26 protein-coding genes are annotated in these 26,624 nt (G+C 29.2%); 14 read left to right on the top strand and 12 right to left on the bottom strand.

Annotated elements, in window-relative coordinates; genetic code table 11:
- From argC to argH, 9 genes are all read left to right on the top strand, one after another.
- A complete protein-coding gene (gene argC / locus H9W90_RS03150) occupies nt 1-978 on the top strand; it encodes an N-acetyl-gamma-glutamyl-phosphate reductase (protein ID WP_187483014.1) in 978 nt (325 codons plus the stop codon).
- 131 nt (nt 979-1,109) lie between these two features.
- Nucleotides 1,110-1,910: a pyrroline-5-carboxylate reductase gene (gene proC, locus H9W90_RS03145; RefSeq protein WP_187483013.1), complete on the top strand. Its 801-nt coding sequence runs from the start codon at nt 1,110-1,112 to the stop codon at nt 1,908-1,910.
- A 42-nt stretch (nt 1,911-1,952) separates the two neighbouring features.
- The gene (locus tag H9W90_RS03140; protein WP_187483012.1) at nt 1,953-3,083 is read left to right on the top strand and encodes an aspartate aminotransferase family protein; all 1,131 of its coding nucleotides are present in this window, start codon (nt 1,953-1,955) and stop codon (nt 3,081-3,083) included.
- Nucleotides 3,084-3,121: 38 nt separating this feature from the next.
- The gene (locus H9W90_RS03135; protein WP_187483011.1) at nt 3,122-4,318 is read left to right on the top strand and encodes a glutamate-5-semialdehyde dehydrogenase; all 1,197 of its coding nucleotides are present in this window, start codon (nt 3,122-3,124) and stop codon (nt 4,316-4,318) included.
- Nucleotides 4,319-4,386: 68 nt separating this feature from the next.
- A complete protein-coding gene (proB, locus tag H9W90_RS03130) occupies nt 4,387-5,151 on the top strand; it encodes a glutamate 5-kinase (RefSeq protein WP_187483010.1) in 765 nt (254 codons plus the stop codon).
- Between the two features lie 45 nt (nt 5,152-5,196).
- A complete protein-coding gene (locus H9W90_RS03125) occupies nt 5,197-6,141 on the top strand; it encodes a Rossmann-fold NAD(P)-binding domain-containing protein (protein WP_187483009.1) in 945 nt (314 codons plus the stop codon).
- 25 nt (nt 6,142-6,166) lie between these two features.
- Complete coding sequence (argB, locus tag H9W90_RS03120) at nt 6,167-6,943, top strand: acetylglutamate kinase (RefSeq protein WP_187483008.1); 777 nt, start codon at nt 6,167-6,169, stop codon at nt 6,941-6,943.
- Nucleotides 6,944-8,011, top strand: a complete 1,068-nt coding sequence (locus H9W90_RS03115) for a M20 family metallo-hydrolase (RefSeq protein ID WP_187483007.1) — start codon at nt 6,944-6,946, stop codon at nt 8,009-8,011. It begins immediately after the preceding gene.
- 69 nt (nt 8,012-8,080) lie between these two features.
- On the top strand, nt 8,081-9,355 hold the full coding sequence (gene argH / locus H9W90_RS03110; RefSeq protein WP_187483006.1) for an argininosuccinate lyase: 1,275 nt from the start codon (nt 8,081-8,083) through the stop codon (nt 9,353-9,355).
- A gap of 71 nt (nt 9,356-9,426) precedes the next feature.
- Here the strand turns inward: argH and H9W90_RS03105 are convergent, their stop codons facing one another.
- The 9 genes from H9W90_RS03105 to H9W90_RS03065 all read right to left on the bottom strand — a co-directional run bounded on the left by H9W90_RS03105 (nt 9,427) and on the right by H9W90_RS03065 (nt 17,143).
- Nucleotides 9,427-10,023: a hypothetical protein gene (locus H9W90_RS03105; protein ID WP_187483005.1), complete on the bottom strand. Its 597-nt coding sequence runs from the start codon at nt 10,021-10,023 to the stop codon at nt 9,427-9,429.
- Nucleotides 10,024-10,028: 5 nt separating this feature from the next.
- A complete protein-coding gene (locus tag H9W90_RS03100) occupies nt 10,029-10,817 on the bottom strand; it encodes a metallophosphoesterase family protein (RefSeq protein WP_187483004.1) in 789 nt (262 codons plus the stop codon).
- A 255-nt stretch (nt 10,818-11,072) separates the two neighbouring features.
- Nucleotides 11,073-11,483 (bottom strand): DoxX family protein, encoded by a 411-nt coding sequence (locus H9W90_RS03095; protein WP_187483003.1) that lies wholly within the window; start codon nt 11,481-11,483, stop codon nt 11,073-11,075.
- A gap of 86 nt (nt 11,484-11,569) precedes the next feature.
- Complete coding sequence (locus H9W90_RS03090; protein ID WP_187483002.1) at nt 11,570-12,040, bottom strand: Crp/Fnr family transcriptional regulator; 471 nt, start codon at nt 12,038-12,040, stop codon at nt 11,570-11,572.
- Between the two features lie 149 nt (nt 12,041-12,189).
- Nucleotides 12,190-13,356 carry a lycopene cyclase family protein gene (locus tag H9W90_RS03085; RefSeq protein ID WP_187483001.1) on the bottom strand — a complete coding sequence of 389 codons (1,167 nt, stop codon included), beginning with the start codon at nt 13,354-13,356 and terminating at the stop codon, nt 12,190-12,192.
- Nucleotides 13,357-13,425: 69 nt separating this feature from the next.
- Complete coding sequence (locus H9W90_RS03080; RefSeq protein WP_187483000.1) at nt 13,426-13,872, bottom strand: sterol desaturase family protein; 447 nt, start codon at nt 13,870-13,872, stop codon at nt 13,426-13,428.
- Complete coding sequence (locus H9W90_RS03075; RefSeq protein WP_187482999.1) at nt 13,872-14,714, bottom strand: phytoene/squalene synthase family protein; 843 nt, start codon at nt 14,712-14,714, stop codon at nt 13,872-13,874. Before H9W90_RS03075 ends, H9W90_RS03080 begins: the two co-directional genes overlap by 1 nt.
- A gap of 7 nt (nt 14,715-14,721) precedes the next feature.
- Nucleotides 14,722-16,185: a bifunctional phytoene desaturase/3,4-desaturase gene (gene crtID, locus H9W90_RS03070; protein WP_187482998.1), complete on the bottom strand. Its 1,464-nt coding sequence runs from the start codon at nt 16,183-16,185 to the stop codon at nt 14,722-14,724.
- Between the two features lie 61 nt (nt 16,186-16,246).
- Entirely contained in the window at nt 16,247-17,143 is an 897-nt protein-coding gene (locus tag H9W90_RS03065; RefSeq protein WP_187482997.1) for a MerR family transcriptional regulator, read from the bottom strand.
- Between the two features lie 117 nt (nt 17,144-17,260).
- On the opposite strand from H9W90_RS03065, the gene H9W90_RS03060 reads away from it, so the two are divergent.
- The 3 genes from H9W90_RS03060 to H9W90_RS03050 are packed head-to-tail and all read left to right on the top strand — an operon-like array spanning nt 17,261 to nt 18,868.
- A complete protein-coding gene (locus H9W90_RS03060; RefSeq protein ID WP_187482996.1) occupies nt 17,261-17,755 on the top strand; it encodes an RNA polymerase sigma factor in 495 nt (164 codons plus the stop codon).
- Nucleotides 17,756-17,757: 2 nt separating this feature from the next.
- Nucleotides 17,758-18,372, top strand: coding sequence for a DUF8845 family protein (locus H9W90_RS03055; protein ID WP_187482995.1), 615 nt, complete (start codon nt 17,758-17,760; stop codon nt 18,370-18,372).
- A gap of 10 nt (nt 18,373-18,382) precedes the next feature.
- On the top strand, nt 18,383-18,868 hold the full coding sequence (locus H9W90_RS03050; RefSeq protein WP_187482994.1) for a hypothetical protein: 486 nt from the start codon (nt 18,383-18,385) through the stop codon (nt 18,866-18,868).
- Here the strand turns inward: H9W90_RS03050 and H9W90_RS03045 are convergent.
- Nucleotides 18,859-19,884: a threonine aldolase family protein gene (locus H9W90_RS03045; RefSeq protein ID WP_187482993.1), complete on the bottom strand. Its 1,026-nt coding sequence runs from the start codon at nt 19,882-19,884 to the stop codon at nt 18,859-18,861. The genes H9W90_RS03050 and H9W90_RS03045 overlap by 10 nt on opposite strands.
- 132 nt (nt 19,885-20,016) lie before the next feature.
- Between H9W90_RS03045 and H9W90_RS03040 the strand changes: the two genes are divergently transcribed.
- A complete protein-coding gene (locus H9W90_RS03040) occupies nt 20,017-22,488 on the top strand; it encodes a Plug domain-containing protein (RefSeq protein ID WP_187482992.1) in 2,472 nt (823 codons plus the stop codon).
- A 4-nt stretch (nt 22,489-22,492) separates the two neighbouring features.
- Here H9W90_RS03040 and H9W90_RS03035 read toward each other — a convergent pair whose 3' ends face one another.
- Together H9W90_RS03035 and H9W90_RS03030 are read right to left on the bottom strand one after the other, a co-directional pair.
- The gene (locus H9W90_RS03035; protein WP_187482991.1) at nt 22,493-23,017 is read right to left on the bottom strand and encodes an AAA family ATPase; all 525 of its coding nucleotides are present in this window, start codon (nt 23,015-23,017) and stop codon (nt 22,493-22,495) included.
- Nucleotides 23,017-25,440: a zinc-dependent metalloprotease gene (locus H9W90_RS03030; protein WP_187482990.1), complete on the bottom strand. Its 2,424-nt coding sequence runs from the start codon at nt 25,438-25,440 to the stop codon at nt 23,017-23,019. The genes H9W90_RS03035 and H9W90_RS03030 overlap by 1 nt, the downstream gene beginning before the upstream one ends.
- Nucleotides 25,441-25,527: 87 nt before the next feature.
- On the opposite strand from H9W90_RS03030, the gene prfB reads away from it, so the two are divergent.
- Complete coding sequence (gene prfB / locus H9W90_RS03025) at nt 25,528-26,622, top strand: peptide chain release factor 2 (protein ID WP_187482989.1); 1,095 nt, start codon at nt 25,528-25,530, stop codon at nt 26,620-26,622.
- Nucleotides 26,623-26,624: the final 2 nt, after the last annotated feature.

Raw genomic sequence — 26,624 nt, 5'->3', positions numbered from 1 at the left:
ATGTTAGAAGTAGGAATTATTGGTGGTGCAGGTTATACAGCTGGTGAATTAATAAGATTATTATTGAATCATCCTGAAACAAACATCAATTTTGTTTTTAGCACCTCAAATGCTGGCAATAAATTATATAAAGTGCATCAAGATTTAATTGGAAGCACAGAAATTGTTTTTTCTTCGGAAATTAATAAAAATGTGGATGTATTATTCTTGTGTTTAGGTCATGGAAATTCAAAAGCATTTTTAGAAAAGAATTCATTTTCAGAGAATACAAAAATCATCGATTTAAGTAACGATTTTAGATTGACTGCTGATAAGAATTTCGAAGGAAAAGAATTTATTTATGGCTTACCAGAATTGCAAAAAGAAGCGATAAAATCTGCAAAATATATTGCAAATCCTGGTTGTTTTGCAACGGCTTTGCAATTGGCTATTTTACCTTTGGCAGAAAACGGATTGTTGAAAAAAGACATTCATATTAATGCTGTAACTGGTGCCACTGGCGCTGGAACTTCTTTGTCTGCGACTACACATTTTACATATAGAGATAATAATTTTTCTCATTATAAAGCATTTACGCATCAGCATTTGGGAGAAATAAACCAAACAATCAATCAGTTACAAAGCGATTATAATGATGATGTTATTTTTATTCCAAATAGAGGGAATTTCTCAAGAGGAATATTTGCAACTGTTTATACAAAATATGATGGAAGTGTAGATGATGCAAAAAAAATCTATAAAGAATTTTACAAAAACGCTGCTTTTACATTTGTTTCTGATGATGAAATTCATATGAAACAAGTCGTAAATACCAACAAATGTCTGATTCACTTAATGAAATACGATAACAAATTATTGATTACAAGTACGATAGATAATTTATTAAAAGGAGCTTCTGGTCAGGCAATTCAGAATATGAACTTAATGTTTGGTTTTGAGGAAACTACAGGAATTAATTTAAAAGCGAATTATTTTTAAACAAAAGCCCCTCCTAACCTCCCCAAAAGGGAGGAACTCTTACTCTTGTGAAAATATTTTTAAGAGTTTAATCGCAAGAGTAAGTGTTCCCTTCCTTTGGAAGGGTTAGGGTAGGCTAAAAATATAATATTATGAAAATAGCAATCATAGGAACAGGGAATTTAGGAAAATCTATTGCGAAAGGTTTAATTACCAACAACGCAATTACATCTTTGTACTTGACCAAAAGGAATTTAGAGGAACTTGAAGATTTAGATGGTTACAAAAACGTATTCTTAACAACTGACAATCAAGAAGCTGTAAAAAATTCTGATATTTTAATTTTCGCAGTTCAACCTGCTCATTTTGAGAAGATTTTAAATGATATTAAACCTTTATTGACAGAAAATCACACGATTGTTTCTACAATTACTGGTTTTGTAATTCCTAAAATTGAGGAAGAAATTGGTGCAGATAAATTTATTATTAGAGCAATGCCAAATACAGCAATTGCTGTTGGGAAATCGATGACGTGTATTTGTTCTAATACACAAGGTAAAAAGAGAGTTCAATTAGCAGAAGCAATTTTTAACAGATTAGGACATTCTTTAGTAATTCCTGAAGCTCAAATGCAAGCTGCAACTGTGATTTGCGCAAGTGGAATTGCTTTTTGGATGCGTTTAATTCGTGCGACAACTCAAGCTGCAATTCAGTTAGGTTTCGATGCAAAAGAAGCGCAAGAATTGGCAATGTTTACCAGTGAAGGTGCTGCGAATTTATTAATTACAAATGGAAATCATCCAGAAGAAGAAATAGACCGAGTTACAACTCCAAAAGGTTGTACAATTACAGGTTTAAATGAAATGGAACATAAAGGTTTGAGTTCTTCATTAATTCAAGGAATGGTGGCTTCTTTTAATAAAATTAGTAATATTAAAAAAGAACAAATATAAAAGTACAACAAGGGGTTTAAACCCCTTGTAAAAACAAAAATTATGAGTTTATTTAATGTATATCCGTTATTCGACATCACTCCTGTAAAGGCAAAAGACGTGTATGTTTACGACGAAAATAATACCGAATATTTAGATTTATATGGTGGACATGCTGTTATTTCTATTGGACACTCGCATCCAAAATATGTAAAAAATATTAGTGAACAAGTTGCAAAAATGGGATTTTACAGCAATTCTATTCAAAATCCGATGCAAGTTGAATTAGCAAACAAATTAGAAGAAATTTCTGGTTGTAAAGACTACGAATTATTTTTATGTAATTCTGGGGCTGAAGCAAATGAAAACGCTTTAAAACTCGCTTCTTTTCATACCAATAAAAAGAAAGTTGTTGCTTTTAAAAATGGTTTTCACGGAAGAACTTCTGCAGCTGTTGCTGCAACTGATAATCCTAAAATTATTGCGCCAATAAACGCACAGCAAGAAGTCGAAATTTTAGAATTGGGCGATTTAGTTGGTTTGGAAAAAGCATTGGCAAAAAACGATGTTTGTGCAGTTATTATAGAATTTATACAAGGTGTTGGAGGTTTAGACGAAAGCACTGCTGAATTTTACGAGACTGCTGATAAATTATGTAAGAAATACAATACGTGTTTTATTGCGGATGAAGTGCAGTCTGGTTTTGGTAGAACTGGCGATTTTTTCGCTTTTCAAAAATTTAATGTAACTCCAGATATTATTTCGATTGCTAAAGGAATGGGAAATGGTTTTCCTGTGGGTGGAATTTTAATTCATCCTTCTATTAAAGCTTCTTTTGGTTTGTTAGGAACCACTTTTGGAGGAAATCACTTGGCTTGTGCTGCTACTTTAACGGTTTTAGATGTGATTAAAGAACAGAAATTGATGGAAAATGTGAAAGATATTTCAACATATTTTATTGAAAAGTCAAAGGAAATTCCACAATTAAAAAATTTAAAAGGAAGAGGATTAATGTTAGGTTTGGAATTTGATTTTCCGATTGCAGAATTGCGTAAAAACCTGATTTATAATCATAAAATATTTACTGGAAGCGCAAAGAACCCTAATTTAATTAGAATTTTACCTTCTTTAACTGTCAAGAAAAAACATATTGATGTGTTTTTTGAAGCTTTAAAAAGTGAATTGAAAGGTTAAGTAATTTTAAAGCCCTAACTGAATCCTGAATTAAAAATATGAACACATTACTTTCCATAGAAACAAGAAATAAAGTATTGCTAACAATGGCAGCACTTTTAGATGAAGAAAGAGAAGCAATTATCAACATCAATAAAAAAGATTTAGACGCTTATAATGGTAATGATATTTCTATGTTTGATCGTTTAAAAGCAGATGATGCAAAAGTAAACGAAATGATTACTGCTGCTAAACATTTGGCTTCTCAAGAAGATCCTGTTGGTGTAGAACGTTTTAGTTTTAAACATGATAATGGTATGCAGGTTTATAATAAAACTGCTTCTTTTGGAACTGTTTTAATCATTTATGAATCGAGACCAGATGTAACTGTAGAAGCTGCAGGAATTGCATTTAAATCTGGAAATAAAATTCTTTTAAAAGGCGGAAAAGAGTCTTTAAATTCCAATTTAAAAATAGTTGAGCTTTGGCACAAGGCATTAGAAACACACAATGCTTCAAAAGACTGGGTAGAATATTTACAGTTTAACAGAATAGAAACACAAGCTTTTTTAGAAAACCCTTCGCAAAAATTAGATTTAATTGTGCCAAGAGGTGGCGAAAAATTAATTGCTTTTGTAAAACAACATGCAACTTGTCCTGTAATTATTAGCGGACGTGGAAATAACTTTGTCTATGTTCAAAAAGAAGCAGATTTACAAATTGCTATTGATGTTATTATCAATGGAAAAAGTAAAATATCTGCTTGTAATGCTGTAGATAAGGTTTTAATTGATAAAAATCTTCCAAATAAAGACAAATTTATAGAAACCTTAATTTCAAAATTAAAAGAAGTTAAAATTGAAGTTTTAGGGGATGAAATTGTTGCAGGAAATCACAATTTAAATGTCATAGATTCTGATGCAGTTTGGTCTGAAGAATTTTTAGATTATAAAATTGTAGTTGGAGAAATTTCTTCCACAGAAAAAGCTATAGAAATGATTAACAAATATTCTGGTGGACATTCTTCTGCAATTATTACAAAAAATGAAATTGAAGCAAAATTATTTATGGAAAATGTAGATACTGCTGCAGTTTATCATAATGCTTCCACAAGATTTACAGATGGTGGTCAATTAGGTTTGGGTGGCGAATTAGCAATAAGTACAGATAAATTACACCAACGTGGCCCAATTGGTTTGCAACATTTGGTAACTAATAAATGGTACATTTTTGGAAATGGACAAATAAGAAAATAGTTAGCAGTTTTTCAGTCGGCAGTTGGCAGTCAAAAGCTATGTGACTTTGTGAGAAAAAAATAAATACAATGCAAAAAAAGAAAAGAATTTTACTAAAAGTTGGTTCTAATACTTTAACAAAAGAAACCAATAATATTTCAAGAGGGAAAATTGAAGATATTGCAAATCAGATTGCAAAATTAAAAGATTCTTGTGAGTTTGTTATTGTAAGTTCTGGTGCAATTGCAGTTGCGAAACAGTTTGTAAAATTAGAAAGTAAACACGAAGAAGTTTTTGTAAAACAAGCTTTGGCATCTATTGGTCAGCCACATTTAATTAGAATTTATCAAGAAATTTTTAGAGAATATGGTTTGTTAACTTCTCAATGCCTTCTCTCCTATTCAGATTTTGAAAAACAAGAAAGTAAAACAAATATTGTAAATACAATTAATGTTTTAGTGAGCAATAACTATATTCCTATTATCAACGAAAATGACACTGTTGCTACAGATGAAATAAAATTTGGTGATAACGATAAATTAGCCGCTTTAACAGCGTCTTTATTAGAGGTAAATTTATTAGTAATTGCTACAAATACAGATGGAATTTACACAAAAGAATCCATCAAAAATAATGCACCAAAAACGATAGAAACAGTATCAAATTTTGAAGACTTAAGAAAAGAGGTTGTCAATTCTAAATCTTCTTTGGGAACTGGGGGAATGGAATCTAAAATTGAAGCTGTTGCAGTTGCAAAAAAAGCAAATATAGAAACTTGGATTGTAAATGGTTTAAAGGATAATTTTATTACAAATGCGTTTGAAAATAAAATTCCGTTTACTAAGATAAAGTAATATTTATTGCAAGGGATTTAAACCCCTTGTCGAAAAAATAAGAACATGAAAAATTACACACACATAAACGATATCGACGATATTAATTCTTGGATTAAAGAAGCAAAAGCGCTTAAGAAAAATCCATTAAAAGATATTGAATTAGGAAAAAACAAAACATTGGGATTGTTATTTTTTAATTCAAGTTTAAGAACACGTTTAAGTACTCAAAAAGCAGCATTAAATTTAGGAATGAATCCTATTGTAATGAATGTTTCTGGTGATGCTTGGGGAATTGAATTTTTGGACGGTACAATTATGAATGGAAATACAGCAGAGCACATTAAAGAAGCTGCGCAAGTCGTTTCGCAGTATTGTGATGTAATTGCAGTTAGAGCTTTCCCTACTTTAATTGAGAAAGAAAAAGACGAAAGTGAATTGGTTTTATCTTCTTTTGTAAAATATGCTTCTGTACCGGTTATAAATATGGAGAGTGCTACTGGGCATCCTTTACAAGGTTTTACAGATGCAATTACAATTTCAGAAAACGCCACAAAGAAAAAACCAAAAGTAGTTTTAAGTTGGGCACCACATATTAAAGCATTGCCTCATGCAGTTGGAAATAGTTTTGTACAAGCGATGCAAAAAATGGATGTTGAATTTGTAATTACAAATCCTGAAGGTTATAATTTAAATCCAGAAATTACAAAAGACACACCTATTTATCACAATCAAAAAGAGGCTTTAAAAGATGCCGATTTTGTTTATACAAAAAACTGGAGTTCTTACGACGATTATGGAAAAATCCTGAAAACAGATTCAGATTGGATGATTACTAATGAAAAAATAGGTAATGCAAAATTTATGCATTGTTTGCCAGTTAGAAGAAATCTTGTGGTCGAAGATGCTGTTTTAGATGGAGAAAATTCTTTAGTGATTGAACAAGCAAACAATAGAACTTTTGCAGCGCAATTGGTTTTGAAAAAGATATTACACAACAAGGGGTTTTAACCCCTTGTCAAAATTAAAAGGAAATATGGAAAAACTATCAATCATAAAAATTGGAGGAAATATTATTGAAGATGCAACTACTTTAGATGCTTTTCTTGAATTATTTTCTAATTTAGAAGGAAAGAAAATATTGGTTCATGGAGGTGGAAAACGCGCTACAAGTATTGCATCAAAATTAGGTATTGAATCTAAAATGGTGAATGGTAGAAGAATTACAGATAAAGAAACTTTGGAAGTAATTACAATGGTTTATGGTGGTTTAGTCAATAAAAATGTAGTTGCAAAATTACAAGCTTTAAATATTGATGCAATTGGTTTAACTGGTGCAGATATAAACAGTATTCAATCAGAAAAAAGACCTGTAAAAGAAATAGATTTTGGTTTTGTTGGTGATGTAAAAAAAGTAAATCATACAAATATTAATAAATTAATTCAGGCTGATTTTACACCCGTTTTTTGTGCGATTACACACGATGGAAATGGACAATTATTAAATACAAATGCAGATACAATAACTTCTCAGGTTGCAGTTGGAATGAGTAATTTATACGAAACATCTATTTATTATTGTTTTGAATTGAATGGTGTTTTACAAGATTTTAACGATAAGGAATCTGTAATTAAAAATATAAATACTGATAAATACAAACAACTTTTAGAAGATAATATTATTGTAGATGGAATGATTCCTAAAATTGACAATTGCTTTGATGCTTTACAAAACGGAGTTGAAAAAGTACATATTGGAAACACTTCTATGTTCACAAAAGAAAATAATAACTTTACAACAATTACTTTATAAATGGAAATTCAACAATTAACAGAAAATGCGATTTCACTTTTAAAAAGATTAATTGAAACGCAATCTTTTTCATCAGAAGAAGATAAAACGGCTCTTTTAATAGAAAACTGGTTTACAAACCATAATATTCCTTTTACAAGAAAAAAAAACAACGTTTGGGCAACCAATAAATATTTTGATGAAAGCAAGCCTACAATGCTTTTAAACTCTCATCACGATACTGTAAAACCGAATTCAGCATACACAAACGACCCGTTTGAAGCTTTTGTGGAAGATGGCAAATTATTTGGTTTAGGTTCGAATGATGCAGGTGGATGTTTGGTTTCATTAATGGCAACTTTTACACATTTTTACCAGCAAAAAGATTTAAAATACAATTTGGTAATTGTGGCTTCTGCTGAAGAAGAAAGTAGCGGACCAAATGGCTTAAATTCTATGCTATCTATAATTCCACATATTGATGTTGCCATTGTTGGAGAACCAACCTTAATGAATTTAGCAGTTGCAGAAAAAGGTTTGGTGGTTTTTGATGCTGTTGTAGAAGGAACTCCAAGTCATGCAGCACATCCAAATAATAACAATTCCATTTATAATTCGATTGAAGTTTTACAATGGTTTAAAGATTTTAAGTTCGAAAAAAGTTCAAAAGCTTTGGGTGATGTAAAAATGACAGTTACACAAATTAAAGCAGGTTCTCAACATAATGTTGTTCCTGCACATGTAGATTTAGTTGTTGATGTTCGTGTAAATGACGCTTATTCTAATCAAGAAATTGCGGATATTTTACAAGAAAAATCTCCTTGTACAAAAATAACTCCAAGAAGTTTAAAATTAAATTCTTCAGCAATTTCTGTGGAACATGATTTAGTAAAAGCAGGAATTGCCATGGGAAGAGAAACTTATGGTTCTCCAACATTATCTGACCAAGCTTGCTTAACTTGTCAATCTTTAAAATTAGGACCTGGAGACAGCACACGTTCTCATTCTGCAAATGAATTTATTTATGTCGCAGAAATTGAGGAAGGAATAGAAATATACGTGGAATTGTTGAATCGTGTAATTGTTTAACAGAACATACTCGAAATAAACACTCAACAATTACACAATTAAACAAATACACAATTAAACATTTTTCACATGAAACTTTGGGATAAAGGATTTTCAATAGACGAACAAATAGAACTTTTTACAGTTGGTAACGATCGAGAAATTGATATACATATTGCAAAATATGATGTTCAGGCTTCGTTAGCACATGCAATTATGTTAGAATCTATTGGAATTATAACTGCAGATGAGCTAAAAGACTTAAAAAGAGGCTTGCAAGAATTAGCAACAGATATCGAAAATGGAGAGTTTGTTATTGAAGAATCTTTTGAAGATGTACATTCTAAAATTGAATGGGAGTTAACAAACAAATTAGGTGAAGTTGGTAAAAAAATTCACACTGCACGTTCCAGAAACGACCAAGTTTTGGTGGCACTTCAATTGTATTACAAAGAAAATTTATCAATAATAAATGATAAAACAAAATCACTTTTTGATACGCTTTTAAATCTTGCAGAAACTCATAAAGAAAGCCTTTTACCAGGTTATACACATTTGCAAGTAGCAATGCCATCTTCATTCGGATTGTGGTTTTCTGCCTACGCAGAATTGCTAATTGACGATGTTTATATGCTTAATGCTGTCGCAAAAGTTGTAGACCAAAACCCTTTAGGTTCTGCTGCCGGTTATGGAAGCTCCTTCCCTATTGACAGAGAATTAACCACCAAAGAATTAGAATTTTCAACTCTAAAATACAACGTGGTTGCTGCACAATTAAGTCGTGGAAAAAGTGAGCGTTCAATTGCATCTGCTTTAGGTGGATTATGTAACACTATGTCTCGTTTTGCAATGGATGTTTGTTTGTATATGAGTCAGAATTTTGGTTTTATAACTTTCCCTGATGAATTAACAACAGGAAGTAGCATTATGCCACATAAGAAAAATCCGGATGTTTTTGAGTTGATTCGCGGAAAATGTAATAAAATTCAGGCTTTACATACAGAAATGGTAATGATTACCAACAATTTACCAACAGGTTATCACAGAGATTTTCAATTATTAAAAGAAAATATCATCAATGCTTTTGAGGATGTAAAAGATATTTTAGACATTTTTAATTACTCTATTCAGCAGGTTATTGTAAAAGATATCGATTTGAATGATGAGAAATATCAATATTTATTTACTGTAGATTCTATAAACAATTTAGTGATTGAAGGAATGTCTTTTAGAGAAGCCTACCAACAAATTGGAGGTCAAGTTCAAGCAGGAACTTACAAACCAGATTTAGGAAAACAACATTCTCACGTTGGAAGTATACATAATTTAAGTTTGGATAAGATTGCTGAGAAATATCCGAAATAATTAAACTCGTAAAAGTTTAAAATTCAAAATAAAAAAAGCTCTATTTATATATTTTAAATAGAACTTTTAATTTATAAGTAAAAGTTTACACCCACATCAAAACTAAAAATATCTTTCATTTTTACTTCTTTTGTTGTAATAGCGTACCATAAATAAGATTCTACAGTTCCTACTTCAAAATAAAAATCGGCGCCTTTAAAGATTTTAGTGTTTTTAAAATTTTGATGTACAGATGCACCTGCATACAGTGTAAAGTGAATAGCTGTAGGAACATAATAACCTTCTGGATATTTACTTGGAAGTGTAGTAAATGTATTAGTTCCAATATCTAAAGTGGCTGCAAAACCAGCAATTGGAGATAAAGTTAAGTTTTTACCAATCTCTTTTTTAAATATTGGAAAAGTATTTTTTATTGTTATTAAATGTATTCTATCAGCTTGTGAAACAGATTTTGGTACGTAACCATATAATAGTTCTGAAAATAATACATTCTCGAAAACTTCATACCCAACACCAAGAGAAACAAAACCAATATTCCCTCCAAACTGCATTTTTACATAATCTGGCGTGTACCAAGATTTTTTATCTTTAGCAGTAGGCTCTTGTGCATTAAAAAAAGTAACAAATAATAATGCTATAGATACTATAATATTTTTTTTAGTCTTCATTTTGTTTATAGCTCTATCAATTCAACATTAAAACTTTTATCTTGTACAGATACAATTCCATAACCTAAATCTTTTAGTGATGGTACCGTAAAATAACTTACATCTCCTTGTTCAAAAGAATATGTGTGAGTATGACCGTGTAATGACAAAGGCACATTATTTTCTTGCAATATTGTTCTATATTTTTGTTCCATTTCATCATCAAATTGATCACCATTTGGAGGAATATGTGCAATTACAAATACTTGATTATACTTCTCATTTCCAAGTAATTCATTAGACAACCAATTAAAATCTGGATCTTTATCACTCTCCCAAACTATATCATCAAAAAGCACAAATTTGTTATTATTAAATTCGAAAGAGTAATTATAATCGCCAAACATTTTTTTGTAGATAAAACCTCCGTTTGAATTATAATCGTGATTTCCAATAACTGTAAAGTATGGTTTTTTTAAAGTTTTCATTATATCATAAAAAAACTCATACTCTTTTAATAATGCTTGATCTGCAATATCACCACCAAAAACTACAAACAAAACATCTTCTCTTTTGTTAATATCATCTATAACTGCTTTAAGATCATCATAATAATAGTGAACATCAGAAAGAAATGCGAACTTAAACTCTTGAGATTGAACTGTAATATTTTCTAATAATTGTAGATTTTTAGAGGTTGTATTTTTATTTGAAGCTTTCACATTTGCTTCATAGACACTAAATTCAAAAAAGTGTTCACAGGAAGAAAAAAAACCTGTAATCACCAATAGTATTATTATTCTAAAATATTTCATTTTTTATTATTATTTTAAAGACACTCATTATCAAACCCATAGATATTTGTTGGATTTTTAAAAGTTTACATTCGAATAAATAGACGTCTTAAACCTAAAATCTTACAGAAATAATTAATTTATTTAGCAAATTCACTGCTTTTAGTAAGTTATTTAGATAGTAAAAATTAATAGTGATTTGATATATAAATCAAATCACTATTAATAATAAACACAGTTATTTACTTTTACATTTAAAATACTATAATGTCCTTATTAACTCTTGGCAAGTATAGGTGCTTTTTTATCTCTTCCCCAAGCAATGAATAAAAAGATAGCAATTAAAACTATATTAACTCCTATCGCAGAAAACTCACCTCTCGAAGCGTGAAAACCAGCTGCTAAAAGCATGACTATAGAAAGACCTATAGCAGCCCAAACAGCTAAAAATGGTTTGAAACGAAAAATTGAAGGGACTATTAAACCCAAACCACCAAATAATTCGCTAATACCAATAAATCTTACCAATCCTAATGGTGTAGATTTTACCCATGGTAAAGATTCTAACAATGTTTCTAAAGGTTGGGTAGTTTTCATAATACCAGCCATTATAAACATGATAGCTAATAATCCTTGAGCAATCCATAATATTATATTAATTGCCTTGTTGTTTTTTTGATTTGTCATTATTATTTCTTTTTATTTTATTCTACAAAAATCATCGCTTTATAAAACGTATGCATTGATGTAGATCAAGAAATAACATTAGACTATTATTTTTGAATAAGTTCATTTCGAACACGACTTAAAGCTTCAGGTGTAATTCCTAAATAAGAAGCCACCAATTTCAATGGAACTCTTTGAGTAATGCTTGGATAAGTTTTAATAAAATGCTGGTACCTTTCTTTTGCACTATAACTCATTAACATAATAATTCTATTTTGCATTATATTTAATCGTTTTAACAAGGCTTTAAGATCTGGACTTCCTTTTAATAATTCTTCTTTTGAAGTAACATTGATAATTGAATTTTCAATAGCATCTATAAATAATTGACTAGGTGTATTGGGTTCACAATTGTCAGTAACTAACCAGTTTTCAGGTCCAAACATATAAACATGCTCTTTTCCTTTATCATCAATCGTATAACTACGTAACAAACCACTCTCAACAATATATACTCTATTGCTTATATCTCCTTTTCGCTGTAAGACATCGCCTTTTTTTACGTTTATTTTTTTCAATTATAAAAGTTCTATTAAATTTTATTAAAATGGTATACAATGTTAAAACAATAAGGTATCATTTTAATGATATATATTGGTAGTTAGCGAAATTATAAGAAAATAAACTTATAAACAAACCAAAATATTATTCAAATTTTTAAATCAAATCAATCGTTCTTTCCTCGATTAAAATGATAAAAAATTCTATGAAAAAGTGCCTTAATAAAATTACTCGGTGGCATTTTTAAAGTAATCTGTAAATCTTCAATTAAAGAAGTTTCTTCATCTAAAAACTTTAATATTTTTTTAGGATGATTTTTTTGAAACATTTTTGCAAAAATGTATGCACCAATTTGGTTCTTTTTAGATAAAATATCCAATAATAATAAATCGTAAAACCAAAATTTATCAATTTTATGAAAGCTTGTTAATGGTTTATTTTGCTTTATATGAGAAATGAGTTTAGCCGTATTTCTTGTTGTGTTTTTAAAAGTAAAACCAGTACTTGCTTTACTCCAACCTCCTGCTGTACCAATGTAAATAATATTTTTAGAATTGTTTTTCCAAAATTTATAACTAGTCATTGGTATAGAACCTTGTTCCTTTTCTACAATTTCATAATTGGTAATATTTCTATCAGATAAATATTTTTCAATTTCGTTTTTATATTCATCATAAGATAATAAATCCTTTGAAAACAAAGTATATTCGAACAAGGCTTCGTTTTTTTTGTATGGTAAAATATACATAAAACGTGTATTCTTTCTTTGTTCTACTGTAAAATCCATAAAAGTTGCAGCGGAATCATCAAAAACATTTTCTTTAGTTTTAATGAAAAAACCTACAAAATGTTGTTGTAAAACTGGGTATTTTGTTTGCGTTTTATATTCATTAGAAAATAGAATACTATTTAAAATTGTTTTGGTTTTATAAGATTTATCAGTAGTAATTACTTCAGCTTCATTTTCTAATTGCTGAATATTAATAACATTTGCTTCTTGAAAAGTAATATTCGATGTTGTTTCTAAATGATTCCAGATTTTCGAGTAAAATTCTTTACTACGAATCATTTTATATTGGTAAGGAGTAATATTTTCTTGCGCGGAATGAATATCACTTTTAAAAATAATGTTTTGCCAAGATTTACTTACAATATCATTCCATTCATCATTTTCAGTTTCCCAATAACACCAAGTTCTGTCGTTTGTGTTTTTCTTTACTTTGTCTAGAATTAAAATAGATTTATTGTCGAAAAATACATCTTGAGACATTCTATACGCCATCATTAAACCAGATGCACCTCCACCAACAATTATATAATCGTAATAATTCATTTTATAAATATAGAATTCTTACACATATTAATTGTGATAAAGTATTAATTAAATTTATGGTTAAAGATTTTAAAGAAATTCCTTAAAGTATTTTATGGGCACAAACAACATTCCAAAACATTGGCTGTCTTCTTTTCCCATATTTTTATGGTGCACTTTGTGCGCTTTACGCAATGCCTTTAAATACCAATTATTAGTACGTTTAAACCATTTAAAACGTTGATGAATTAAAACATCATGCACTAAAAAATAAGCGATTCCGTATAAAAGAATTCCTAAACCAATATAAAATAAATAGGTTTGTGGTGTATATGTCCCTAAAAAGAAAAGTGCCATACTTGGTATTGCAAAAACAATAAAAAAAGCATCATTTTTTTCAAAAACGTGTGGATAACCAGGTTCATGATGATCTTCGTGCAAAAACCAACCAAAGCCATGCATTACATATTTATGTGTGAGCCAAGTAACACACTCCATCAATAAAAAAACAACTAAAGTTATGAGTGCGTATATCATTAGATTATGTTCAATTTGTATTTTACGTAACTTCTTGCTAAAAGATTGATTTTCATTGGGTCAGAAATACGGATTCTTGTATCCATAATTTTTTCTGAAGGAACATTACTCAATTTTTTTAATAATCTTCTGTAATATCTATATGCCATATAAACACCAAACTTTGCTTCTGATGGCAAATTTAAGATTCCGTTTTTAAATGCGAAATTAAAATCGGCCTCAATATCATCAATAATTAATTTTTTAGAGGCTTTATCTAACTTTCCTAAATCGATATTTGGAAAGTAAGAACGGTTTAAAACTTCGTAATCGTCTTTTAAATCTCTTAAGAAGTTCACTTTTTGAAATGCAGAGCCTAAACGCATTGCTGCATCTTTTAGGTTATCATACATTTTATCATCACCATTTACAAAAACCTTTAAACACATTAAACCAACCACATCTGCAGAGCCATAAATATACTCATCATACTCTTCTTTGGTGTTGTATTCTGTCTTGTACAAGTCTGCTTTCATACTTTTTAAGAAAGCTTGTACCATTTCATCTGGTATTTTGTATTTACTTACAGTTTGCTGAAAAGAGTTTAAAATAGGGTTTAAACTAATTCCTTGTTCTTTCGCCATGTAATAATCACGCTCAAAATGCGTCATTAATAATTCTTTATCATAATCATGAAACGTATCTACAATTTCATCAGCAAAACGAACAAATCCATATATATTATAAATATCTGTTCTAATTTTTGGCGATAGCGTATTTACGGCCATAGAAAAAGAGGTACTGTATTTTTCAGTAACCAATTTACTACACGCGTTAGAAACATTATCAAATAACTCTTTCATCTACTGCCTACTGTTTTTTTATAATTAATTCTGATGCAATTTTTCCTGAAATTAATGCAGGAGGAACTCCTGGACCAGGAACCGTTAATTGCCCTGTAAAATACAAATTATTTACTTTACTACTTTTTATATTTGGTCTTAAAAATGCAGTTTGTAAAAGTGTATTTGCCATTCCGTATGCATTTCCTTTGTAGGAATTGTATTCTTCTTTAAAGTCCTTAACACAAAAAGCCCTTTTAAATAATACGTATTTTTTTACCTCTTGGTTTGTTAATTTTTCGAATCTGTCTAAAATTTTATGAAAGTACTCTTCTCTTAACTCTTTTGTATCTTCGATTCCTGGAGCTAAAGGTATTAGAAAAAATCCAGCTTCTTTACCTTCTGGAGCAGAAGTTTTATCTGTCATAGAAGTAAAGTTAGCATAAAATAATGGATCTGTTGGCCATTTAGGATTGTCGTAAATTTCTTCTGCATGTAAATCGAAATCCGTATCAAAAAATAATGTGTGATGACTTGCGTTTTCTATTTTTTTATCGAAACCAACATAAAATAACAAAGATGAAGGTGCAAATATTTTTTTGTCCCAATAAGATTCTGAATATTGTCTTAAGTTTTCTTTTAATAAAGTTTCTGTATGATGATAATCTGCACCACTTAAAACTAAATTAGCATCAATAACTTCTCCGTTTACAAGTAATCCCGTAACATTATTGTCTTTATCTGTTATAATTTCTTCTACATTGGCATCTACTTGAAATTTTACACCTAAAGTAGTTGCTAAAGTTACCATTCCTTCAATAACTTTATACATTCCTCCTCTTGGATGCCAAGTTCCCAATCCAAAATCTGCATAATTCATAAAGTTGTAAAATGCTGGGGTATTACTTGGTTTAGCGCCTAAAAACAATACTGGAAATTCTAGAATCTGAATTAATTTAGAACTTTTTATATTTTTTCTTACTTGTTTTCTAATAGTCGAAAAAAACTGGGTAACTCTTGCTACCGTTTTTGTAGTTACTAATTCTAAAGGTGAAATTCCTGGTCTGTAAACCAAGTCTAATATAGCTGTTTCGTAATTTGATTTTGCAGAATCTAAAAAAGTTTTTAAATGCTTTGCACTTCCTTTTTCTTCTTCTTCAAACATTTTATAAATATCCTCCAATTCATCAGAAATTTTTAGTGAAGAGTTTTCTCCAAAATAAACTTCGTAACCAGGACTTAATTTATCTAGCGTATAATAATCTGAAGGTTTTTTACCAAAATCAGCAAAAAATCGCTCAAAAACATCTGGCATCCAATACCAAGATGGACCTAAATCGAATGTAAATCCGTCTTTTTTGTATTGTCTTGCTCTACCTCCTAGCGTATCATTTTTCTCGAAAACAGTTACATTATATCCCGCTTTAGACAAATAACAAGATGCAGCCAAAGCTGAAAATCCAGAACCAATTATATGTACAGTTTTTTTCATTGTATATTTTGTTTAACAAATGTAATTAATTATTAAACATATTTATTAAGTTATAAGAAATTTATAATACTTTTAACAAGTCGGAAATTGATGGGTAAAAAATTATTTTAGAAGCGTAGCTATTACCCTTTACCAATTCTGTTTTATGGCCAATAGCTATAAATTGGTGTTTTTTATCTTCTAAAATTGTATCAATGGTTTTAAAATAATCTTCAATCTTATCATCATAAGGCATAATTGTTAGTGAAGTAATAAAACAAATTTCTTTATTTGTACTCTTAAAAAAAACATCTAAATTATCTAAAGGTAAGCTCTGCCCCAGATAAACAGTAGAAAAGCCTCTTAAAACGAGTTCATAATTCAAGTATAGTAAACCTAATTCGTGAATTTCGTTTTGTGGTAAAAACAAAACATATGTTTTTTCTTTATTTGTAGCATTATACTGTATTTTTTCAGTGTTAATATGAATCTTTTGACTTATTAAATTTGAAACAAAATGCTCATGCGCTGGTAATAAAGTATCAGTTTGCCATAACAATCCAATATGATTTAAAAATGGAATAAAAACATCTTTAAAAATTTCTCTAAAACTCTTTTTTAGTAATAAATTATTATAAGTATTATTAAACCTAAATTTATCAAACTGAAACATAGCAAGCTTAAAAGAGTTTATTGCTTCATCATTGGCTGCAATTTCAAGTGCTAATTCTCGAGACTTAATTATTAAGTCTTCATCAGACATTTTAGCAATTTTAGAAATCTTAAAATTGTTTTTATTCAATAAAACAATATTTAAAAGCTTCTGTAAATTTTCATTAGAATAGTACCTAATATTAGTATCTGTTCTTTGGGGTTGAAGTAAATTATATCTTTTTTCCCATATTCTTATAGTATGAGCTTTAATTCCTGAAATGTTTTCAAGATCTTTAATTGTAAAGTCCTGCTTAATATTGTTCAATTTATTTGTTTTTTAACTGAACAAATCTAATTAAATTTATTTAATTAAAAATTTAATGAATAAAATTGTAACATTCTTTAATTTTATGCTACTTATAAACAAACTAACTAATTACAAGTGCAGAAAGATTTAGAAACTAAATTTTTAGCGGACTTTGAACAAAATCAAAACATAGCGCATAAAATTTGTAGGTTATATACTACAAACCAAGATGCACATAATGATTTGTTTCAAGAAATAACCATACAGGTTTGGAAAAACTACCCAAAGTTTAGGGGAGATTCTAAATTTAGTACATGGATGTATAGAGTAGCTTTAAATACAGCAATTTCATTGTATAGAAAGTCTACTAGAAAGGTAAAAACACAAGATTTTAGTGATGTTGCTTATAAAATTAAAGCCACTGATTATGATGATACTGAAGAAATACAATTAAAGGCACTTTACAATGCCGTTCGTCAATTAAATGATATAGACAAAGCGCTCATATTTCTATATCTAGAAGACAAACCTTATAAAGAAATTTCGGAAACACTTGGTATATCTAGTGTAAATGCAAGAGTAAAAATGAACAGAGCAAAAGAAAAATTAAAAAATATTTTAAACCCATAACTATGGATTTATTAGACAATTATAAAAAAGCCTGGGAAAATCAACCAGAAGAAGCAAGTAAATTTTCTTCATTAGAAATTTACAAATTAGCGCACTCAAAATCATCATCAATTGTAAAATGGATTTTTATAATTGGTATTTTAGAATTTGTAATCTTAAATTCTTTGTACTTTTTTGTTGATATGGATGAAGCTTATGCAGAGTATAAAAAAATAGGCCTAGAAAGTTTTATTTTCTACTCACAAATATTAGCTTATGTAATTATTTTTTATTTTTTAATAATGTTTTATTTAAACTATAAGAAAATATCAACTTCAGATTCTACTAGAGTTTTAATGAAGAAAATTATTAAAACAAGAAAAACAGTTAGAAACTACGTGATTTTTAATTTGGGTTATATGGCTCTAATTATGTTTATTGTAATGATTGCTGAAATAAATTTAAAATTTGAAGACTTAAATACAAAACAAATATTGCTAATTATATTGTTAACCTTGGTAATAACACTAGTAGCTTTAGGTATTTTATGGTTGTTTTATCAACTACTTTATGGAATTTTATTAAGAAAATTAAAAAGAAATTATAAAGAAATTGCTAAATTGGGAAACATTAATTAAAATGTAATTTATGAAAAAGTTTCTATGTTTATTCTTATTTATTCTCTCAATTAATGCTTTCTCACAAAAATCTGACTTTTGGAGCGATGTACAATTTGGAGGTGGTTTTACTTTAGGTTTTGGTAATAATCAAACTACAGTTGGTATTTCACCAAGTGCTATTTATAACTTTAACAATGGTTTTTCTTTAGGTACAGGTGTAAACTATTTGTATTCAAAAATTAATGATTTCTCTACAAATGTTTATGGTGCTAGCATTATTTCTTTGTATCAAACTAATTTTGGTGTACAGTTTTCTGGAGATCTAGATTACTATTTTGCTAATCAAAAAAACTTAAATGGAAATTCTTACAGCACAAATTTTCCTGCGTTGCATTTAGGTATTGCCTATAACCAAGGTAGATTTGCTGTAGGTATAAGATATGATGTTTTATATGACGAAAACAAAAGTGTGTTTGCTTCACCAATTTCGCCAGTTGTTCGTTTTTATTTTTGATAATTTTTCAGCTCACTTAACAAAATTTTGTGCATTTCATCTGTATAATCTAAATGCGTAACAATTCTAATTCTGCCTTCACCCATTGGAGTTAGTAAAATATTTTTATCTTTCATTTTATTGATAAAATTGTCTGCTCCAATTTTTTCATCAACATAAAAAATGATGATATTTGTTTCTATGTTTTCTACTTTTGTTACGTAAGAAACAGACTTTAAAACGGCACCAATTTCTTGCGCTTTTTTATGATCTTCTGCCAATCTTTCTACATGATTATCTAAAGCATAAATTGCTGCAGCTGCTAAAAACCCAACTTGCCTCATAGCACCACCAAACAATTTTCGAATTCTTAATGCCTTTGCAATGTGCTCTTTAGAACCTAACAAAATAGAACCAATAGGTGCGCCCAAACCTTTGGATAAACAAATTGAAATTGTGTCGAATAACTGCCCATATTGTTGTGGAGTTTCATTTTTTGCCACCAAAGCATTAAACAAACGCGCACCATCTAAATGAAAAGCCAAGTTATTTTCTTTAGAGATTTTTTGTAATTTTTCTAATTCAGCAAAATCCCAACAAGCTCCACCACCTTTGTTTGTTGTGTTTTCTATACAAACTAAACTAGAAAACGGAACATGAATATCATTTCTTCCAGAAACGGCTTCTTGTAATTGCGCTGCTGTAAACATTCCTCTATTTCCATCAATTAACTTACACGTTACTCCAGAATTGAATGCTGCTCCTCCACCTTCGTAATTATAAACATGCGCGTATTTATCGCAAATTAATTTATCTCCAGGTTGGGTGTGCAATTTTATAGCTGCTTGATTTGCCATGGTTCCAGAAGGAAAAAATAACGCATCTTCCATTCCGAACATTTTGGCTACTTTTTCTTGCAACTCATTTACGGTTGGATCCATTTTAAAAACATCGTCACCAACTTTTGCATTCATCATTGCAGCCAACATATCTTTTGTTGGTTTTGTTACGGTATCTGAAATTAGGTCTATTATCATATTTCTTATATATCTGCTAAAATTATGCTATTTTAAAAAAAACACAAACAAAATTGCGTTATTTTTAAGATTTATAATTTTTAATATCATATAGTTAATGGTATTTTTGATATGACCAATATCCTCTTTTTTATGATGAAGAAACTTAAATTATTTTTAATTATTGTACTTTCTTTTCTAGCTATTTCAACAAATTCTCAAAATTATTTTAATGAAACAATTTCAGAGAACCTTCTTAGATATAGTTCAGAAAATTATCCAGAGAAAATATATGTTCATACAGATAAAACGTATTATTCTAACGAAGATACTGTTTGGTATTCTGTGTATTTAGTAAATGGTGTCACGCATGAAAAAACGAATAAAAGTAAAGTACTTTACACAGAATTATTAAATGAAAAGGATAGCCTTATAGATAGAAAACAGCTTTACATTAATGGTTTAAATACTGCTGGAGATTTTAAATTATCTAAAAAATTAACTTCTGGAAATTATAAGCTAAGGGCCTACACTAATTATATGAGGAACCAAGGTGCAAACTATTTCTTTCAAAAAGAGATTACAATTTGGTCTTCAAAACAATTAATTAATGATACGGAATTAGTTAAAAATGATAGTATTTATGATAATAATTCTAGTTTTAAACCAGACTTAAACTTTTACCCACAAGGTGGTTATTTAGTAAATAACCTAATTAATAAAGTAGCAATAAAATTAAAAGACGATCTTTATAATTCTATAAATGTTACAGGTGTAATAGTAGATGACAACAACCATGAAATTACAAAATTTACATCTGCGGAATTTGGTTTGGGAGAATTTTCAATCATTCCAGAAAAAGGAAAAAATTATTTTGCAGAAGTAACTACAAACAACAATACGTACAGATATAAATTACCAGATGCTCTAGAAAATGGTTTTGTTTTAAATGCTATCAATAATCAAAAACAGATAGTGTTAGAATTAAATTCTAATACCATTAATGGATTATTAGGAACTTCATTAGTAATTCATGAACGTGGGAAACTTATATTTAATCAAAATTTTAAAGAAGCCAAAAATAATAGTATTTTAAGAATTCCTATTCAAAAATTGAATAGTGGAATACTCCATCTAACACTATTTAATTCTAATGGCCAAGCAGTTTGTGAACGATTAGTTTTTGTGGAAAACGATTTTAAAAAACCTACAATAACCATTAAGAAGCCTAAAGAGTATTTTGGAAATAGAAAAAAAGTTACGCTAAAATTAAATGTTGAGAACAATTTAAAGGAAACATTACCAAGCATACTTTCTATGACTGTTAAAGATATTAATGCTTCACCAAACATTAAATATTCTGAAAACATAAAAACTTGGTTATTACTAAATTCAGACTTACGTGGTAAAATTAAAAACCCTAATTATTTTTTCGAAAATGAAAATGTAAGAAAAAGACAATATTTATTAGATTTATTAATGCTAACTCATGGTTGGAGAAGGTTTACTTGGCAAGAAATTATTTCTAATTCAGTAACAGAAAAAAAATATAGCGAAGAAAAAGGACTTTTTATCTCCGGAAAAACACTAGACATGAACGCTCCTTACAGCATAAAATCTGTACCAACAAGATTAACTTTTGTAGGAGAATCTGTTCATCAAGAACCAATTAAAAAATCGAATAACAAAGGAGAATATTCTTATGGCCCCTTTATTTTTCATGACAGTATTCCTGTATTATTAGAGGCTAGACTTACAAATTTCAAGTCAGAAAAAGATACTGATAGAAAAATATTAATTGTACCAAATACAAGTAAAAGTATTGCAGAAGTATTTTTAGATGATTCAGTAATAAAAAATAAAAAAACTAAAACAGATATTGATACATATTTAAAACTACAAAGATATTTGGAAGAAATTAACGATAAATTTAAACAATATGAAAATGTTTTAGATGAAGTTATTATAAGTTCTAAATTAAAAAGTAAAGAAATAACTAGAGATGATGAAATGAGCTCTAGAGCTTCTTATGGAGATGCTTTTAACAGATATGATGTTTCTGATAAAAATAGTATTGGAAGCGGAAGAGCTATCGATTTATTTTTAGGACTTCCAGGAATTAGAATTATAAATGATTCAATTTATTTAAGTAGATCTGCTAATGTTAGTCCTTTAATTTTATATGATGAAACACCAATTGAAATAGGTGATTTATCTGTAATTTCTTCTAATGAAATTTCATTTATAGATGTTTTAACGGGTGGAGATGCTATGATGTTTAGTAGTAATGGCGCAGTAATTTCTATCTATTCTAAACAAGGCAATGGCTTTAAATCGAATAGAAACATTAAAAGAAAACCAGGAATTATAGATTATAAAGCTGTTGGTTTATACACAGCAAAAGAATTTTATGCACCAGATCATATAAATGGAATTGAGGAACAAACTAAAGCAGATATAAGAACTACTTTACATTGGGTACCAAGTATTATAATTAATAATGAAAAATCTGTAGAAATTTCATTTTTCACTTCAGATGCAGACAGTAAATATCTTATAGAAATACAAGGAATTACTTCTACTGGAATTCCACTTTACCAAACAACAGAAATTACTGTAGACTAGATATTTATAAAATATTTTTAAGCATTTTTTCTTCTTTGGGAGATTCTAAAACAATCCAATTTTTATGAGAAAATAATGTAGATTTCCAACTTTTCATTCTTCTTTTTCTGTGCCAATAGGTTTTAAAAATCCATAGAAATAAACTTTCTTTAGAGAAGGTTTTAGCTAACGTTTCATAATTTTCACCACAACATATTTCTTTTAGAAATACTCTCCTATATGTTCTAATAAAATACCTTCTTATAATTAAATTTAAAGGATAATCTAACCAAATAATAGTATTTGCTTCTTGCCAAACCGTATCTTTTAAAAGTGATTGATAACTTCCAGAAACAATCCATTCATCATATTTTTGTATTTCCTTATTTACATCAGACACAAAAACAGCATTTTCCTTTTCTACCCAATTTGGCAGAAAATGTATATCGTCTAAATCTACTTGTTTAATCGATAATTCTTTTGCTAATTTTCTTCCTAAAGTTGTTTTTCCTGTACAAGTTGTTCCTGTGATTATTATTTTTCTTATCATTAATATTTATCACTCCCAATTGGAGAACCATCTGGAATTTGAAGTGCTTTAGTTTTCTTAAATGAAGTTGGATTTTTCTGAAAATCTTCAATCATTTTAATCATGGCTTTGTTGTACATATTTTGGATTCCTGCTGAATTTCCATTTTTTAGAAGTGATTTAATTTCATCAACCTTAAAATTTACAATTGCATTTACTTGTGCATATTGGTTTTTATTAGCGCCCAAAGCAAATAACTGTTCTAAAACTTTCACATTTACAACATTCTGTAGTTCTTGATAATAAGTGTCTTTATATGTTTTTTTTATGGTTTTATTTACCAATTCATCAATTAATTCATCTAAACCTAATTGTCTTTTTTGTAAGCTTTTATGTGCTATTAATCTTGAAGCTCTTTGTGGATTCAATAATAAATTCAAAGTCATTTCAGAAGCTGTTTCAACCGCAGAAAAAGCATCAAAAGCAACACCTAACTTACTATTAAAAGATTCTCTACTTCTACCATAACCCATTGCTCTTGGAGGAAATAATTCTAATTTTTCTTTCGGAATTGCAATTTCATCAACATTAATAGTTTGCAAAACAGCTTGTAATGCTATTCTTTCTGTGGTTCCAGAAACTCTTTTTACAATGGATTGGTTATCGCCTTTTACAGCATAAGAATAATCTAAACCACCAATTAATTTTACGGTAGCTTCTGTTTGAAAACGATGGAAAAAATACAGCGGAACAAACACATCTTCCAAAACAGAATAAGGTTCGTTTGTTTTAATATTATCCTTAGAAAATTTTTCAATGGCTGTTTTTCTGATTTTCAGAATATTGTATAATTCATCATGAATATTACCTCCATTATCCCACAAATGAGCAGAAGCACTTGCACTTCCTTGACTTCTTGCATCTTGGTCTGATAAATATTTTAATCCGTTTTTTGTAGCATTTTCTAAAATGGAATTCAACTCATTTTCTTCATTTTTATCCGAAGGAAAATCTTGATAAAAATAAGCAACTGTTACTTTATCCCAATCTCCAATTTTTGTATCATAAGCATCAGAAAAATCAATTTCATCATTTTTTAAACTGAATTTTGGATGCGGATAATCCATCACAGAAGCTCTACCATTTGTACTTGCAGAAAAATTATGTGCAAAACCTAAAGTATGCCCTATTTCATGTGCAGATAATTGTCTAATTCTTGCAATTGCCATTTGTAACGCAAAATCATCATCAACTGAATTATTTTTGTAAGGAGCATGCAACGCTTGTGCTATTAAGAAATCTTGACGAATTCGTAAACTACCTAAACTTACATGACCCTTAATAATTTCGCCCGTTCTTGGGTCAGAAATACTTGCACCATAACTCCAACCTCTGGTAGATCTATGCACCCATTGCACCATATTATAACGAATATCTAAAGGATCTGCGCCTTCTGGCAACATTTTCATTTGAAAAGCATCTTTATAACCAGCAGCTTCAAAAGCTTGATTCCACCATTTTCCTCCATCTAATAAAGCTGAACGAACTGGTTCTGGAGTTCCTCTGTCTAAATAATAAATAATTGGTTCTTTTGCTTCAGAAATTGCAGCATTTGGGTCTTTTTTTTCTAATCTGTGTCTGTAAATAAAACGTTTTGTAATTGATTCATTTACTGGCGTTGCATAATCTAAATAAGACATTGGGTAACCTCCAGAACGTGTATCAAATTTTCTTGGTTTGTAATTATTATTTGGTAATTCTACTAAAGAATGATGCTGATTTACAGTAACCAAACTTGCATTTGGCGCTACACTTCTAATATTATATCCTTTTGGAGAACCTTTAAATGTTAGCATCACATCAAACTCTACATTTTTAGGAAATGCTTTTGTTCTCTCAATATTAAAAGCAGATTTACTTTTATCTAAACTGTAATTTCCTTGGTTATTTCTTGCTAAAGTTCTAGCAACACCATGTGCATCTTGCATAAAAAATGAAGTTGCGTCTACTAAAAAAACACCATTTTTTTCTTCTTTAATAATAAAACCATGTAAAACCGATTTTGCAAATGCTTCTTTTACAGATTGTTTTTCTTCTTTGTTATCTGTAATTGCTCTAAAATCTTGATTCGGCTGAATCATCATAATTTTATTACCAGCTTTTTTAAAATGCACTACTACTCCACCACCTAATTGTCCACGATCTAAACCAATATCGTTAGAACCAATTCCTTCAGAAAGTGAACGTACATATAAGAATTCATTCCCTAAATTTTCAATTTGAAGAAAAATTTCATCCTTATTTTCATCATAATAAAAAGTAAAATAACCTTCGTATTTAGCAATTCCTTTTTGAAGTTTATTATTAGATTTTTCTGTAAAAAACTGTGAAAACCCATCAAAAGAAAATGAAATTAATAATAGAATTAGTAGAGATTTTTTCATGGTTGGTATATTTTCTATAAATCTATAAAATAAGAATCAGCTTTTAAAAGAAGAGTTCTTAAAATTTCATTTATTTTTGTTCGACTTATGATTACACAAGACCAACTTAAAGATATTGCAACAAGAATTGAGAAATTGAAATCTTATTTAGAGATTGATAAAAAACTCATTGAAATTGCCAATGAAGAGGAAAAAACAGCAAACCCAGATTTTTGGAACGACCCAAAAGCTGCGGAAGTTGTTATGAAGGAACTTCGTTTTAAAAAACAATGGGTAGAAGATTACAGAAAAGCAATAACTTTAAATGAAGATATTATTGTTTTGTATGAATTTTACAAAGAAGGTGAAGTTGAAGAAAGTGAAATCGAAGAACAATTCGAAAAAGTAAGTACTTTTTTAGAAGATATTGAGTTTAAAAACATGCTTTCGGAAGAAGGAGATTCTTTGTCTGCAACCATACAAATTACTGCTGGTGCTGGAGGAACAGAAAGTTGCGATTGGGTAGAAATGCTTTCAAGAATGTACACAATGTGGGCAGAAAAGCAAGGCTTTAAACTAAAAACACTCAATTATCAAGCTGGAGATGTTGTAGGAATTAAAACAATTACTATTGAAATTGATGGCGATTATGCTTTTGGTTGGTTAAAAGGTGAGAATGGCGTGCATAGATTGGTACGTATTTCGCCTTTCGATTCTAATGCAAAAAGACACACTACTTTTGGTTCTGTTTATGTTTTTCCTGTTGCTGATGATTCTATAGAAATTGAAATAAATCCTGCAGATATAGAAATTGTTACAGCAAGATCAAGTGGTGCTGGAGGACAAAATGTAAACAAAGTAGAAACGAAAGTTCAGCTGACTCATAAACCAACAGGAATTCAAATTTCTTGTTCTAATTCGCGTTCTCAACATGATAATAGAGCAACAGCAATGAAAATGCTAAAATCTCAATTATATGAAATTGAACTGCAAAAACAACAAGCAGCAAGAGATGAAATTGAATCTGGAAAATTAAAAAATGAATGGGGAAGCCAGATTCGAAATTATGTAATGCATCCTTATAAATTGGTGAAAGATGTAAGAACTGGTCATGAAACTGGTAATGTAGATAATGTAATGAATGGAGATATCAATCCGTTTTTAAAATCTTATTTAATGTTGAATGGACAAAAAGAATCTTAAAA

The sequence above is a fragment of the Polaribacter pectinis genome (assembly GCF_014352875.1).
GTDB classification, from domain to species: Bacteria; Bacteroidota; Bacteroidia; order Flavobacteriales; family Flavobacteriaceae; genus Polaribacter; species Polaribacter pectinis.
The sequence above is the reverse complement of the archived record's forward strand: the minus strand, read 5'-3'. Positions and strand labels throughout refer to the sequence as shown.